Origin of the sequence: Kutzneria chonburiensis (assembly GCF_028622115.1) — a bacterium.
GTDB lineage: Bacteria > Actinomycetota > Actinomycetes > Mycobacteriales > Pseudonocardiaceae > Kutzneria > Kutzneria chonburiensis.
Map to the genome: position 1 here is coordinate 5626086 of NZ_CP097263.1, position 15108 is coordinate 5641193.

General features: G+C 68.8%; 11 protein-coding genes. 7 read left to right on the forward strand and 4 right to left on the reverse strand.

Annotation, left to right across the window (positions count from 1 at the left end; genetic code table 11):
- Window positions 1–3: 3 nt before the first annotated feature.
- Window positions 4–765, forward strand: a complete 762-nt coding sequence (locus tag M3Q35_RS25380; RefSeq protein ID WP_273935009.1) for a hypothetical protein — start codon at window positions 4–6, stop codon at window positions 763–765.
- A gap of 42 nt (window positions 766–807) precedes the next feature.
- On the opposite strand, the gene M3Q35_RS25385 is transcribed toward M3Q35_RS25380, so the two are convergent.
- From M3Q35_RS25385 to M3Q35_RS25395, 3 genes are all read right to left on the reverse strand, one after another.
- A complete protein-coding gene (locus M3Q35_RS25385; RefSeq protein WP_273935010.1) occupies window positions 808–3657 on the reverse strand; it encodes a CARDB domain-containing protein in 2850 nt (949 codons plus the stop codon).
- Between the two features lie 107 nt (window positions 3658–3764).
- Window positions 3765–6743: a glycosyl hydrolase family 95 catalytic domain-containing protein gene (locus M3Q35_RS25390; protein ID WP_273935011.1), complete on the reverse strand. Its 2979-nt coding sequence runs from the start codon at window positions 6741–6743 to the stop codon at window positions 3765–3767.
- 159 nt (window positions 6744–6902) lie between these two features.
- Window positions 6903–7643 (reverse strand): FadR/GntR family transcriptional regulator, encoded by a 741-nt coding sequence (locus tag M3Q35_RS25395; protein ID WP_273935012.1) that lies wholly within the window; start codon window positions 7641–7643, stop codon window positions 6903–6905.
- A 77-nt stretch (window positions 7644–7720) separates the two neighbouring features.
- Here M3Q35_RS25395 and M3Q35_RS25400 point away from each other — a divergent pair, with 77 nt between their 5' ends.
- Genes M3Q35_RS25400 through M3Q35_RS25420 form a run of 5 tightly spaced genes read left to right on the forward strand, consistent with a single transcriptional unit; the run spans window position 7721 to window position 13330 of the window.
- On the forward strand, window positions 7721–8824 hold the full coding sequence (locus M3Q35_RS25400) for an enolase C-terminal domain-like protein (RefSeq protein WP_273935013.1): 1104 nt from the start codon (window positions 7721–7723) through the stop codon (window positions 8822–8824).
- 36 nt (window positions 8825–8860) lie between these two features.
- Window positions 8861–9862 (forward strand): sugar ABC transporter substrate-binding protein, encoded by a 1002-nt coding sequence (locus M3Q35_RS25405; protein WP_273935014.1) that lies wholly within the window; start codon window positions 8861–8863, stop codon window positions 9860–9862.
- Window positions 9859–10884: an ABC transporter permease gene (locus M3Q35_RS25410; protein WP_273935015.1), complete on the forward strand. Its 1026-nt coding sequence runs from the start codon at window positions 9859–9861 to the stop codon at window positions 10882–10884. The genes M3Q35_RS25405 and M3Q35_RS25410 overlap by 4 nt, the downstream gene beginning before the upstream one ends.
- Window positions 10885–10907: 23 nt before the next feature.
- The gene (locus M3Q35_RS25415; RefSeq protein ID WP_273935016.1) at window positions 10908–11837 is read left to right on the forward strand and encodes an ABC transporter permease; all 930 of its coding nucleotides are present in this window, start codon (window positions 10908–10910) and stop codon (window positions 11835–11837) included.
- Window positions 11834–13330: a sugar ABC transporter ATP-binding protein gene (locus tag M3Q35_RS25420; RefSeq protein WP_273935017.1), complete on the forward strand. Its 1497-nt coding sequence runs from the start codon at window positions 11834–11836 to the stop codon at window positions 13328–13330. The genes M3Q35_RS25415 and M3Q35_RS25420 overlap by 4 nt, the downstream gene beginning before the upstream one ends.
- Here M3Q35_RS25420 and M3Q35_RS25425 read toward each other — a convergent pair.
- On the reverse strand, window positions 13285–14394 hold the full coding sequence (locus tag M3Q35_RS25425; protein WP_273935018.1) for an acyltransferase family protein: 1110 nt from the start codon (window positions 14392–14394) through the stop codon (window positions 13285–13287). The genes M3Q35_RS25420 and M3Q35_RS25425 overlap by 46 nt on opposite strands.
- Window positions 14395–14581: 187 nt before the next feature.
- Between M3Q35_RS25425 and M3Q35_RS25430 the strand changes: the two genes are divergently transcribed.
- A complete protein-coding gene (locus tag M3Q35_RS25430) occupies window positions 14582–15073 on the forward strand; it encodes a DUF6328 family protein (RefSeq protein WP_273935019.1) in 492 nt (163 codons plus the stop codon).
- The last annotated feature ends 35 nt before the right edge of the window (window positions 15074–15108 follow it).

Below are 15108 nucleotides of genomic sequence, written 5' to 3' on the forward strand. Positions count from 1 at the left end.
CCCTTGACGATGATCATCCGGCCGATAGGTTCCGGGCATTGTCGTAGAACGTCAAGGACCTTTACTTATGCGGACGAGAATTGTCGTCGTGGCGGCGGCCGTCGCCGCACTGCTGGTGGTCGGCGTGGCGGTGTACCTGTTCTCGCCGCCCCGGCAGGTCGCCGGCACGTCGATCCCGGTCGCCGGTCCGCCGATCGTCGGCGGGGCCACCTACGTGAGCACGAGCCCCACGGCTCCGAGCTCCACATCGGTTGCCGCTACGGCAACTTCGGGACCTTCTGGCAAGCCGAGCTCTACCGCCGGCATCGCCCAGCCACCGCCGGCCGCTCCCCGCCGGCCGCGCCGCCGACGTCACAACAGAGCAGCCCCAACGCTTCCGGGCAGATCACGTTCTACGGCGCGGCGGACAACGATCCGCCGGGGAGTCGGGACATCGCCTACCCCGGCGTGTTGCACGGGCAGGCGGGCGGCACGGGCACGTTCGAGGATCCGATCACCTTCGCCGCCCAGGACGGGCGGTTCGCGCCGGGGACGAAGATCTACGTGCCGGACGTGCGCAGGTACTTCATCCTCGAGGACTCCTGCGCCAGCTGCTCCGGATCGCACATCGACCTGTGGACCGGGTCGGCGAACGACCGTGGCATCGTGCGATGTGAGGACTCCCTGACCCGCAACGGTTCCCGGCCCTATCAGCTGAACCCGCCGGCGGGGTTGGCGGTGTCACCGGGGGATCTGTACCAGAACGGGCACTGCTTCCGGGGATGAGTTTCGTGGTGGGCGGGATCGCCGCCCACCACGAAAGCCCTTCTACTTCCCGATGTTGATCTTGAATGTGCTCGTCGTGTTCTTCACGTCCTGGGCGTTGTCGCACAGCTTCAGGTCGTGGAAGGTCACCGAGCCGACCGCCGGGCCCTGCCCGGGCTCGGGCAACTCGTTGGCCCACAAGCCGAAGCCGGACTTGGCATCGAACGCGTCACCGCTGCGGTGCGCTCCCGAGATCGACACGTGCGAGAAAACCGTGTCCGTGACGGGATAGGCCGGCTGTCCGCCGATGTAGTCGGTCTGGAACATGATGCCGCTGTAGGTGGGATCGACGATGTCCACATCGGACACACGAATGGCCCGGAACACGTTGGTGGCGGAGAAGACCCAGATCGCCGGGAAGGTCTGGCCGCCCCAGAAGTGGCCGCCGGAGCGGATCACCGAGAAGTTGGCCAAGGCGGTCGGGTCGGGGCCGAAGTCCCGCATGGTGACACCGAAGTTGAGCGAGCTGATGGTCACGCCGGAGCCGGCGAGGGTATCGGCGACGACGACGTCACGGAAGGTGTCGGCCTGGCCACCGTAGACGGCGACGCCGGCGGCCCGCCACGGGGTGCGGGCGGTGAGGTGCTCGAACAGGTTGTCCCGCTGATCACCGTTGTGCAGGTCGGTGGCGGCCCACAGGGCGAAGCTGTCGTCGCCGGTGGACCGGGCCTCGTTGTTGACGACATGGTTGCCGGTGCTGCCGTTGGTGAGATTGATACCGTCGGCCATGAGGTCACGGGCCCGCGAGTTGGACACGGTGAGGTTGTGCACGTTGGTGCCCCACACCATGACCACGCTGTGCTCGACCCAGACGTTGTCGATGGACAGGTCCGAAAGATTGGCGAGGTCGAAGACGCGGCCCTGCCCGTCGAGACGGGTGTCGTAGTCGCCGAAGTAGGAGAAGCCGGCGAACGAGGAACCGTTGGCGGAGGCGGAGATCCGGAAGCCGACGTCGACGTTGGCGCGGTCCTGCGGTGCGACGAAGCGGGTGAACCACGGCCCGGCGCCGACGACCTTCACGGCGGTGCCGGCGACGGTGAACTTGTCCGACGTCGGGTAGTCGCCGGCCGGCAGGTAGACGCCGGTGAGGGTGCCGGTGATGTCGGCGCGGACCTTGTCCAACGCGGCCTGCACGTCCTGCTGGGAGAAGCCGGCGGGCGTGACCAGGTGCGCGGGATCGGGGTTGGCGACCGGGAAAACCTGTTCCAGGCTGACGAAGTCGATGGCGAAGGTGCCGGTGTTGGTGGCGTCCTTCTGCAACCGGATCTTGCTGCCGGCCGGCACGGTGGTGCCGAGCAGCAGGTTGGCCTCGTCGTAGATGTGCCGGGCCGGGCCGGCGGCCGGGTCGTTGCTCGGCGACGCCTCGGGGCCGTAGAGCCACGCGTACTTGGGGTTCAACGTGATCGGCTTGAGGAAGCGGTCGTTGACGTAGACGTCCAAAGTGGACGGGCTGCCGTCCGGCACGGAGAAGCGGGTGACCAGGGTGTTGGTCGGCTCCTTGGTGGTGAACTCGACCGAGGCGCCGGTCTGGTTCAGGGTGACGGCCTGACGGCCGGACGCTTCTCCGGCAAGGTCGCCGATCGTCCGATTAGGACCGACGATGGCCGCGCCACCGCGCAGCCTGCCGGTCTCGGCTTCGTAGGTGTGGTACGGCATCGCCGAGCCGCGACCGACGTAGAGGTCCTGAGTGGACACATTGTTGGCCCGCTTGAGGGCAACCTCGTTGCCGTCGGCGGAAAGTTCGGTCTTCACGGTGTAGCGGCCGTCGGCCCCGGCGCGCCACCGGCCGAGGTGCACGGTCGTCGAAGCGCCCGGAGCCAGCACGCCGACGTGCACACCGATCAGCACGGTCTGGAACCGGCCGGTGTAGGTGTCGGTGATGGTCGACTTGAGGCTGTGACCGTACGACGAGGCCTTGGTGCCCTGGTTCTTGAGCGTGGCCACGAAGTCCACGAGATCGCCGGCCGACGGTGTGGCCGGCGTGGGGTTGACCGTCGCGACCAGGTCCGAGCTGTCGACCGGCGCGATGACCAGCGGCGACGGGTCGACGAAGGCGTTGTTGGTCTCGTCCTTCTCGATGATCCGGTTGGCCTCGTCGACCTTCACGGTCAGTCGGTACGAGCCGGCGTCGTGCCGGCCGATCGGCGCGGAGACGGTGGTCGACGCGCCGATGGCCAGCGGCCCGACCTGAGTAGTGCCGACCTTGGTCGTGCCCAGGTAGAAGGTGACGTTGGTGGTGGCGCTGGTGGCGAGCTGACCGACGTTCTGGACGGTCGCGCGGGCGGTGAGGTTGTCGGCCTCGGTGCCGGCCGTCGCGGTGGCGTCGGTGATCGTCAGGTCGGGATTGGGCGAGGGGGTGCCGAACACGCCGAACTCGGCGATCTGGCCGCCGCCGGAGCCGGTGTTCGAGGTGATCTTCAGCTGCACGTCGGCGACGCGGGCGGTCACCGGGATCGTCACGGTGTTGCCGGTGGCCGGGTCGAAGGCGTACGGCGTGGCGGCGACGAGGCTGGTGAAGGTCGAAGCGTCCTGGTCACGGCCGAGGACCTCGATCGTCTGGGTGCGGGCGCCCCAGTCGGTGGAGGGGTTGAGCCGCAACACGATCGACGTGACGTCGGCGTTGGAGCCGAGGGACACGGTGAGTGTGTTGGGGAAGCTCGCGCCGGCGGCCTCCCAGTAGGTGGTGGGATCGCCGTCGTCGGCGTTGCTGGCGGCGAAGTTGCCGATCACCGAGGACGCGGTGATCGGCTTGCCGAGGGCGAGGTTGCTGGCGTCCGCCGCGAACACGGCCGGACCGCTCGTGAGGAGCAGTCCGGCCGCGGTCAGCGCGGGCAGTACTCGTCTGAGGAGCATCAGGGGCTGCCAATCTGCCGAATTTGCGGCTCGTTGGCGGCAATTCTGCGTCATCATGTCAAGAAGTTGCAGCCCCGTGACACCGATTGACGGCAGGGTATGCCCGTTCAGCCCCGTGCCATGGCGAAGACGTGCAGGGAAGGTGTGCCCGCGGTAGCGGAACCGCTCACCGCCGGTAGCCGTACCGTGGAGGTGGTCTTGCCGGCCGACAACGGCACGCTGACGTAGTAGACGTCGGACGTGTGCTGATAGGTCGTGTTGCCGGGTCGGTTCTGGTACGCGCCGGCGATCGCCACGTCACCGCTGCCGCCCCACCAGTCGGAGCTGGCCAGCGTGAAGTCCTGGGTGCTGCCGTCGGTGTACGTGATCGTGCCGACGCCGCTGACCGGCCCGTAGGTCGCGGTCACCAGGAACCCCAAGGTGTTGCCGGATCCGGACAGGGCGATCGTCTGTCCATTGGAGACGGTGTTGTCGGCCGACCCGGTGCCGGCCTGCGACGGCCAGGTGAAGGTCAGGCCGTGGCTCACCGTGCCGCCGGCCCGTGCGCCGGCGTTGGCCAGCGCGGTGGCGGACATGCTGGCCCCGCCGCCGTCGATGTTGCCGGGGTTGGTGTTGTTGTCGGCGGTCACGCCGATGTTGTTGTAGGTGGCGGAAAGCGAGCTGGCCACGGCGGCCTTGTCCAGGCCGATCTGCACCGGGCCGAAGTGCCGGGCCGAGTTGGCCGCGGTGCCGGTCACCGGCACGAACGGCAGGTTGGTGAACGGATCGGCCGACTTCTCGATCAGGTACTTGTGGCCGTTGACCGTATTGATCGTGAACTGGCCGGCGGTGGTGGTCAATGCCGTCGACCCGGTGGTGGCGTCGACGACCTGCACCGACTGCCCCGGCCACGGGCTGCGGACGGCCATCGCGGCGTTGTCGCCGGCCTCCAGCACCACCGTCACCGGCACCCCGCCCCGCACCTGGACGTCAACCTTGCTGTTGTGCTGCATGGAAACCGTGCCGTCACCGTCCCAGTCGGACGGCCAGGCCGGGGCGATCCGCAGCAGTCCGTCGTAGTCCTGGGCCAGCGCCTCGTTCATGCTGGCCGCGACGATGCCGGTCTCCTCGTTGTACGGCTCGTCGCCGACCGTGCCGAACAGCGCGGCCATGCCCGACACGTAGAGCTGGTACTTCTTGACGTTGTTGACCAGGTTGGCCTTGACCTCGCTCGCCAGGCCCAGGCGGGCCGCATACAGGGCGTCGTAGTCCCAGTCGGCGTTGTTCTGGAACAGCCGCGCGGTGTACGAGCGCTTGGCCAGCGCGGTCAGCGGGCTCGCGTCGCCGATCAGCCCGTACGAGAAGGTCGACTCCAGGTCGAGGTTCTCCCCGTTGTGCAGCTCGGCCGCCGGCTGCGTGGAGAAGGCGATCACGTCCTGCCCGGCGGCGTCGTCCGAGGCGTGCAGCACCTGCTTGTGCGTGGCGGAGTCGGTCCGCGGCAGCGGCGGGATCTTCTGTTGCGCCGCCTGCAATTGAGTCACCAGCGCCTGGTCGGTGTTCAGGGTCTGGGCCGCCGAGATCACCACCGGGAACAACGCCTGCATGGCCATGATGTCCGTCACCGGGTCGGTCACGTTCCACTGCGTCTCATGGGCGTTGGCCGTGGTGTGCAGCAGGCCGTCGGCGCCGGTTTTGGCGTACGACAACAGGAACTGCGCGGCCGCCTTCATCAGCGGGTAGCCGGTCTGAAGGAAGGACTGGCTGCGGTTCTGCTGGTACGTCTGCCAGATCCACAGGCTGACTTCGGCGCCGGTGGACAGGTCCATCGAGTTGTAGGTCGGCGCGATGGTCGTGTCACAGGAGGCGTTGCTGGCCGCGCTGCCGCCGCCGTAGTAGCCGTTTCCGTTGAACCGCATGGTTTCCGGCACGCAGGCCCCGGCCGTGCCCGGCACGTGCGCTTGCGTCCAGGCCTGGATGTTGGCCAGGTTGGACGTGTAGAGGTTGATGAACCCCGTGTTCAGCGCCGGCACGCCCGAGCTGAGGTTGGCCGCGAGCTGCATGCGCAGGTTCCAGAACCAGTAGTCGGCCGGCACCCAGTCCTGCGTGTCCTGCGAGAACGCGAACAGGTCGGCCACGCCGGCCTGCGTACCCGGGTACTGGCCCCGGTTCAGGCTGGCTTCCTGGTAGAGGTAGATCGTCCGCAGGCTTTCCAGGTACTGCCCCGATCCGTCGGCCGAGTTCACCTCCATCAGGTTGGCGCCGCCCCAGAAGTCGTGCCACCAGGCCAGGTGCTGCGCGTCCACTGTGGACGCCGTGGCATCGTTGCCCAGCAGTTGCGTGGCCGTGCCCAGCGCGTCGCCGCCCGTCCAGTGCGGCGCGCCGACCACCACCCGGAACGAGCCGTCCGCGTTGGGGTTGAAGGATGTTCGCACGGTCTGCCCGTTCACCACCGTGGCACTGACGTTGCGGCCGCCGGCCGTCACCGCCAGCAGGCTGCCGAAGGTCTGGCCGCTGCCACCCGTCGGGTTGTCCACCCACGTCTCCGCCAGCGTGCCGACCGGGCCTGAAGCCTGGGCTTGCGGCGACCGCCCCGACCACAGGTTGCCCTGCACCGTCTGCGCACTGTTGGGATCGGCGCCTATGACGTCGACCACCAGCTCGTCCTTGTCGGCCCGCACGAAGATGCGCGCCGTCAGCCCACCGCCGGTCTCGGTCAGCACCCCGTCGTAGAGGTCGAGATGCGCGGCGAAGTCCGCCGCCGAGGTCAGCTTGGCCAGGCCCGGAATCGTGACCTGGCCCGGTGATTTGCGGTCCGGGAACGTGTCGTCCCGGTTCAGCTGGGCGGTGAAGCCGTTGGCCGCCCACACCGCCGCGCCCACCGTGCCGTTGCCCAGCGGCAGGGACTGCGTGGCCGCGCTGTTCGGCGCACCCAGCACGATGTTCGAGCGGCTGACAACGGCATGGCGGTCGATCTGAAAGGCCCCGTTCTGCCACGCCGTGGTCAGGGTCGCGGCGGCGGCCGGGGTTGCGAGGCCGGCTACGGTCAGGGTGGTCGCCACTAAGACGACCCAGATCTGACGATAGCGGGAGCGGCTGCTGGTGGACACCGTGTCTCCTTTGACAGGTGGAGTCAGCAATCATCGGACGTATGATGTAAGCCGCAAGTAGTGGACAACACCCCGCAAGCCCCTGTCAACGGCACTCGGAACGGACCATTCCTCAACTCGGAGTTTGGGAAAGGTCCGTTCACAACTTCAGCAAGGCCCTCAGCGCTGGCGGGGGCGGCGCTTTTCCCAGCTCGTGCGGATGTGCTCGTTCATCGCGGTCGCCGCACCCTCGACGTCCCTGGCCATGAGGCGTTCGTAGATGGTGCGGTGCTCGCGGTTGGACTGCTCGAGGTCGGCCAAGGTGGGGTCGCCGATGTAGCGCAGGCTGCGGAAGGCCTCGGCGTTGACGGTGCGGATCACGGCGCGGGCCAGGCGGTTGCCGGAGGCGGCCATGATCTCGTCGTGGAACTCGAGGTCGGCCCGGTAGAAACGGCTGGCGTCGGCGACCTCGTCGGTGACGTGCCGCAGCGCGGTGCCGATGCGGCGAAGGTGCTCGGCGCCGGCGCGCTCGGCGGCCTGGGCGGCCATCTGGGATTCGAGCGCCCGGCGGACGTCGACGAGGTCCTCCAGGATGGACAGCTCGGCGTCGTGGCGGATGCTGGCGGCGAGCACGACCGGGTCGAGCAGGTCCCAGTCCTCGGTCTCCCGCACGGTGGTGCCCTGCCCCTGCTGCACCTTGACCAACCGCATGGCTTCGAGGGACTTCACGGCCTCACGGATGACGGTGCGGCTCACCGAGAACATCTCGCACAGCACGGGCTCGATGGGCAGCGCGCTGACGGGGGAGATCTCGCCGCCGACGATGCGGTCGACGAGGTCCTCGACCACCGCGGTGGCCAGTCGGCGCGGCCGGCGCGGCCAGCCCGGCAGCGCCTGGGCGGTCTGCTCGTCGAGGCTCACGGTGGTCCGTTTCGTCGGGGCTGAGTCGCCGCGATCATACCCTTGACGGCATTCGTATTACGAATTATGTTGCCGCCGTGCGCATCACCGACGTGGCCGCGTTCCGCATCCCGCTCCCCGGCGCCAAGCCGGCCTTCGTGTGGCGGCGCGGCCTGCTGGGCTCGAGCCCGGACGGCGAGGCCGCGGTGCTGCGCATCGGCACCGACGAAGGCGTCGCCGGCGTGGCCATCGCGACCCGCCCGGGACTGGCGGCCGCGGTGCCCGACGCCGTCGATCGGGTGCTCCGCGAGGCCCTGACCGGCCAGGATCCGTTGCAGCGCGAGTACCTCTGGCACCGCGTGTGGGAGCTGGACCGCACCGAGGAGTTCCCGCTCCCGCTGCTCGGCCTGGTCGACATCGCGCTCTGGGATCTGGCCGGACGGCTGGCCGGCCAGCCGGTGTGGCAGCTCCTCGGAGGTTTCCGGACCAAGATCCCCGCGTACGCCTCGACCGTCACCTTCCGCGACGTCGACGAATACCTCGACGTGGCAACGCAGTGCCTCGATCTGGGCTATCAGGCGATCAAGCTGCACGCGTGGGGCGACGCCAGGGCCGACGCCGATCTGGGGCACAAGCTGCGCGCGCACGTCGGCGACGACGTGCCGCTGATGTACGACGGATCGGCCGGCTTCGACCTGCCGGACGCGGTCTACCTGGGGCAGGCCCTGCACGATGCCGGCTTCCTCTGGTACGAGGAGCCGATGCGGGAATTCAACGTCACCGCGTACGGGCAGCTGGCCCGTGCGGTGCGGATTCCCTTGCTGGTGGCGGAAACCTCGGACGGCGCGCACATGAACACCGCCGATTTCATCGCCGCGGGCGCCGCCACCTTCGGCGTGCGGGCCAGCGCGACCATGCGGGCCGGCATCACCGGCGCCATGCGGACCGCGCACCTGGCCGACTCCTACCGGCTGCGGGCCGAGGTGCTGGGCGACGAGATCCCGAGCCGGCACCTGGCCATGGCCATCTCCAACACCACCTACTACGAGTCGCTGGTCACCGCGAATCCGGTGCGCCCCAAGGCCGAAGTCGACGCCGAGGGGTTCGTGCACGCCCCGGCCGGGCCGGGCATCGCGCTGCCGGCCGGCCTGGACTATCCGGCCGAGCTGGCGCCGTACGTCGAGGTTCTTACAGAGAGGTAAGACCCAATGCGCAGTTCACCTCTTACAGTCGCGGTGGTGGCGATCGCGCTGTGCGCGGTCGGGTGCAGCCGCAACACCACCCACAGCGACCAGACCAAGCTCGAGCCCGCGCAGGTGAAGGTCGCGCTGGTGCCGGGCGGCCCGCACCCGTACTTCCAGCCGTGGAAGGACGCGCTCCAGAAGGCCAAGGCCGACTTCAAGCTGGGCGACGTGACGTTCAACGAGACCTCGGCGTGGAACCAGACCACGCAGAACTCGGTGCTGAAGTCGTTGGCGGCGCAGGGTTTCAACGCGTTCGGCGTGTTCGGGGTGTCGCCGGACACGATCAACTCGACCTTCGGCGATCTACACAAGCAGGGTTTCCACCTGGCGTCGCTGGGCTCGTGCCCGGCCGGTGACACCGACAACGCCGACTTCTGCCTGGCCACCGATGTGCGGCAGGCGGCGTACAAGGCGGCCAAGTCGGCCATCGCGGCGATGGGCGGGTCGGGCAATCTGGTGCACCTGACCGGGAACAAGACCGACTCCAACACCACCCGGCGGATTCAGGGCGTGCAGCAGGCGATCGACGAGACCGGGGGCAAGGTCACGCTGCTCCAGACCGTCACCGATATCGACACCGACCTCCAGACCGCGCAGAAGGCAGTGGCCGACCTGATCGCGGCCAAGGGCGCGCAGATCAACGGGATCGTCACCACCGCGTACAACCCGGCGGTGGCCTCGGCGGCCGCGGTGAAGGCGGCCGGGCTGCCCGTCAAGGTGGTGGCCATCGACGACGACCCGACCATTCTCGGCGACATCAAGGACGGCTCGGTCACCGCGTCGGTGGTGCAGAATCCCGTCGGACAGGCGTATGTCGGCTCCTATGCACTGTCCAAACTGGCCGGTGGCTGCACCATGAAGACCTCGGGCCAGACGGTCGACTCCGGGTCGTTCGTGGTGGCCAAGGACAACGCCGACACGTACGACACGCAGCGTCAGCAGCAGACCGCCCAGCTGCGCAAGGACTTCGACGACAAGTACCTGTCCTGCTCATGAGGATTCCGTTCTGGGCCAACCCACGGCTGGGCCTGCTGGTCGTGATCGTCGTGCTGGTCGCGGTGTTCACCGCACTGCGACCAGCCTTCCTCGACGTGGGCCTGACCATCGTGCCCATGCAGTCCGACCTCACGGTCTTCGTCGTGGTCGGGCTGGCCCAGCTGGCCGTGTTGTCGTTGGGGCACATGAACCTCGCCGTCGGGCGGATGGCCGCGGTGTCGGCGTTCGCCGCTGGCTGGGCCTATGACAAGCTCGACGTTCCCCTGCCCGTCGGGCTGGTCATCGGCTTGGCCGTCGGGGCGCTGGTCGGCGCGGCCGCCGGCTGGACCATTGCCGCCACCGGCGTGAACTCCTTCGTCGTCACGCTGGCGTTGGACTTCGCGCTGATCGGCCTGGTTTCCTTGCTGTACAGCACTTTCAGTGACGGCGTTGCCTTCCATGTGGCACCGGCCGGGTTGGACATCCTGCGCGGCGACACCTTCGCCGACTACTGCATGGGCGATCTCTGCGGGCCGCCGATCCCGTTGGTGGTGCCGATTGCCCTGGTCGCCGTGGTGGCGGTCGGCGTGTTCTTCCGGAATTCGCGGCTGGGGCGGGAGATCCTGATGACCGGCTCCAACGTCAAGGCGGCCGAGCTTTCCGGCATTCCGACCGGCCGGCGGATCATCCAGGCCCACGCCCTGTCGGGGTTGCTGGCCGCGTTGGCCGGTTTCCTGTTGGCGGTCAACAACGGGGCCTTCTCCGCCGATATCGGCGGCTCGTTCCTGCTGCCGTCGTTCCTCGGGCCGGTGCTCGGCGGCACGCTGCTGGCCGGTGGGGCGGTCAGCGTGCTGGGCACGGTGTTCGGTGCGGCGCTGACCGAGGTGATCCAGACCGGGTTGAACCTGCTCCAGTTCGAGGTGGAGAAGTTCAAGATATACATCGGGTTCGTGCTGCTGGTGGCGCTGTCGCTGGACCGGCTCCGGCACGTGCTGGCCGAGCGACGGAGTGCCGCACCGGCCGAGCGCGGTGGTACGGCATGACTGCCCTCGCGCAGAGGTTTTCGTTGCGGAGCACCGAATTCACGCTCGCCGTCCTGGCGGTGTTGGCCTACGTCGTGCTGGCGCTCACCACCCACGGCAGTGTGCTGCACGGCGACACCCTGACCGCGATCTTCCAGTTCCTCGCCGTGCCGATGGTGATCGGCCTGGCGCAGATGGTGGTCCTCGGCGTCGGGCAGATGAATCTCAGCGTCGGTGTGGTCACCGGGTTCTGCGCGATGGTGACGGCCTGGCTGATGGTCGACGTCGGCCTGCCGGCCTGGCTGGCGTTGATCGCCGGCCTCGCGACGGGCGCGGCGATCGGGCTGGTGAACGGGCTGATCGTGGTGCTGACCAGGATCAACGGGTTCATCGTCACGCTGGCCACGATGACCGTGATCGACGGCCTCCGCTACGGCGTGCACGGCACGGCCACGTATCAGGGCTACTCGCCGGGGCTCACCCGGCTCGGCCAGGGCTCGATCCTCGGCGTGCCGACGGTGTTCTTGGTGGCGGTGCTGGTGGCCATCGCGGTTGCGGTGTTCTTCCGACGCGTGGCGGCCGGCCGACGGCTGCTGGCCAGCGGCGGAAACCCGTTGGCGGCCAGGCTTTCCGGGGTGTCGAACGACCGGTCGCTGGTGCTGGCCCACCTGCTGTCGGGGCTGCTGGCCGGTGTCGCCGGCGTGATCGTGGTGGCACTGAGCGGCTCGGTCAACGCGACCATCGGCGACGACCTGCTGCTGCCGAGCTTCGCCGCGCCGATCATCGGTGGCGTGGCATTGGCCGGCGGTGTGGTCAGCGTGCTCGGCACCTGCCTGGCCGCGCTGATCGTGCGGCTGGTGGATGTGGCCCAGGCCCAGTACTCGATCAACCCGGACTGGGTGGACCTGATCGTCGGCGCGGTGGTGCTCGGCGCGGTGCTGATCACGCAGTTGCGCGGAAGGACCACACAATGACTGTCACGGCGGAGAAACTGGTCAAGGTGTTCCCGGGCGTCCGGGCCCTGGACGAGGCGACGCTACGGCTGGAGCCGGGCAGTGTGCACGCGTTGCTGGGCGAGAACGGGGCCGGCAAGAGCACCCTGATCAAGATCATGACGGGCGTGCTGCGGCCGGACGGCGGCCGCATCGTGCTGGCCGACGGCAGCGAGGCGCACTTCGGCGGCCCACACGACGCCCAGCGGGCCGGCATCGGCGTGGTGCACCAGGAACGCAACCTGATCCCGGCCTTCTCCGTCGCCGAGAACATCGCGCTTTCCGCGGTACCGCAACGGTTCGGCTTCGTCGACCGCAACGCCACGCGCACCATCGCGCGCCGCTGTCTCGATCAGCTCCAGGTCGAACTGGACGTGGACCGGCCGGTGTCCTCGCTGTCGGTGGCCCAGATGCAGCTGGTCGAGATCGCCAAGGCGCTGGCTGTGGACACGCAGGTCCTGCTGCTCGACGAGCCGACGGCCTCGCTGACCTCGGACGAGGCCGACCGGCTGTTCGCGGTGATGCGGGCGCTGCGCGATCACGGGCACGCGATCGTCCTGGTCAGCCACAAGCTGGACGAGGTCTTCGCGATCGCCGACACCGTGACGGTGCTGCGCGACGGCCGCAGCGTCGCCGAGGCGCAGCCGCTGTCCGGCTTCAGCCACGACGAGGTCGTCGACCTCATGGTCGGCCGCGCCCACGCCGTGGTGGAACTGGCCCGCACGCCGGTCGACGAGAATGCCGTGCCGGCGCTGGAACTTGACGGCGTCAGCACCGCCGACGGCCATCGCGACGTGTCGCTGGCCGTGCGGCCGGGCGAGATCGTCGGCCTGTACGGCCTGGTCGGCGCCGGCCGCAGCGAGCTGGCCCGGGCCGTGCTCGGCCTCGACACGATCACCGCCGGCACGGTGAGAATCCGCGGCGAGCAGGCCCGGATCCGTGACGTCGGCGAGGCGCTGAGCCGCTACCGGATGGGTTACGTCACCGAGAACCGCAAGGAGGAAGGCGTCTTCCTGGAGCAGCCGATCAGCCGCAACATCGCCGTCACGGTGTGGCGGCGGCTGGCCCGCTTCGGCCTGGTGCGGGCCGCCGACGAGAACTCGCTCGTGTCGACCTATCAGGAACGCCTCGGCCTGCGGCTGTCCGGCCCGACGCAGCCGGCCGGGCAGCTGTCCGGCGGCAACCAGCAGAAGGTCAGCCTGGCCAAGTGGCTGGCCGCCGACTGCGACATCCTGGTGATCGACGAGCCGACCGTCGGCATCGACGTGCGCACCAAGGCCGCCTTCCACGAGCTGATCATCGGCTTGGCCGCCGACGGCCTGGCCATCCTGCTCATCTCCTCCGACCTGCCGGAGATGGTCACGCTGGCCGACCGCGTGCTGGTCATGCGCGACCACCAGATCGTCGGCGAGGTCGACAACGACCACAGCTATGCGCGCACGTCCAAAGCGGTCGGACGGTTGCTGACCGCCTGACGCGGCCGGGTCAGGAACCGCCGGCACGGCGTCTCCACGTACTCGTAGAGCGCCCAGGCCAATCCCAGCGACACCACGAAAATGCCGGCGACCACGAACAGTTCCGGGGTGCTGTGCAGCCGCACCAGCCCCGGCGCGGCCCGCCGCACCACGCGGATCACCAGCAGGTGGACCATGTAGAAGGCGAACGAGAGCTCGCCGAGCCGGACCATCGTCGGCGACCGCCAGAACGACTGCTCGTTGCGCAGATCGGCCACCGCGGCGGCCGGGATGAGCACGCCGAAGCCGATGATCGTGGCGACCGAGAAGGCGTACTGCCCGGGCCACACCGGTACCAGGAAGTAGCTGAGCAGCATCACCCCGACGGCGATCTCCAGCCGTGGACCGCGCCACGCCTCCAGTGCCACCAGCCGGGCCAGCGCCACGCCGAGCGTGAACTCGCCGATCCGCGCGGCCGGGAACGCCTGGAGCCAGTGCACCGCCGGCAGCTCACCCTGCACATACGCCGGCAACACCACCAGACCCACGCTGACCAGCGCGAACACCCACGCCCCACGGGCCGAGAGCCGTCGCGCCAGCGCGCCCCAGATCGGGAACGTGAGGTAGAAGAACGCCTCGCAGGCCAGCGTCCAGCTGACCGTGTTGAGCGACTGCTGCTCGCCCGGGATCCACGAGTGGATCAGGAACACGTTGGTCAGAAAGACATCGAAGTCCGGCACGCCGTAGAACACGTCCGGGCGGGCCAGCTGCCCGAGCGTCGCGCCGAGCACGACGGCTAACAGCGCGGTGACGATGTGCACCGGGTAGATCCGGGCCAGCCGACGCCGCCAGAACCGCAACGGGCTGTCACCGGGCCGGGCCGACCACATCAGCACGAAGCCCGACAGCACGAAGAAGAACGACACCCCGATCTCGCCGGCGCCGAACAGCAGCGAGGCCACCTTCGAGCCGGCGCTGTCCGGATCGAGCATCGAGGCGACCACGATGTGCAGGCCGAACACCATGAACGCGGCGGCCCAGCGCATTCCGGTCAGTGACGGCAGGTCGGCCCGGGTGACGGTCACGGTAAGACGTACGCCTCTCGATCGGGTGACGGTTCGGCCGCCAACATACGTCACCTCTCCGATGACTCCTCACACGCTGTGCGCGACGGTTGAACTCCCGGTGTCCCCGCGATGAACGGATCCAGCCATGACGCACTTTCCGGCGACAGCCCGTAGTCAGCACGAGACCCATGACAGCTGGAATCTGATGGCTCGCGGGGAGACACCGACCCAGCGGCTCGACCGCAACTACGCCGAGCTGTTGCAGGAGATCCGGGTGGCCCAGACCGGCGTGCAGCTGCTGCTGGCGTTCCTGCTCTCGCTGGCCTTCACGCCGAAGTTCGGGTCGCTGGGCGCGTTCGACCGGGGCGCGTTCGTGGCCAGCCTGGTGCTCGGCGCGGCGGCGACGGCGCTGCTGATCGCGCCCGCACCCGTGCACCGGCTGGTGTTCCAGCACCGGCTCAAGCGCCAGCTCGTGCACCTGACCAGCGGCTTGGCCCTGTGCGGGCTGGTGCTGCTGATGCTGTCGCTGGCCTCGGCGCTGATGCTGATCCTGGACGTGGTGCTGGGGCAGGAGTGGGCCGGCATGCTCACCGCCGGGATCGTCAGCTGGTTCTCGCTGTGGTGGTACATCGTGCCGCTGTGGCTGCGCTGGCGGCGCGGGCAGTCGCCCAAGCTGCGGCTGCCGCGTCAGCACTGAGTCCCCCTGAATCCGCCGGTCTCGGCGCCCCGAAT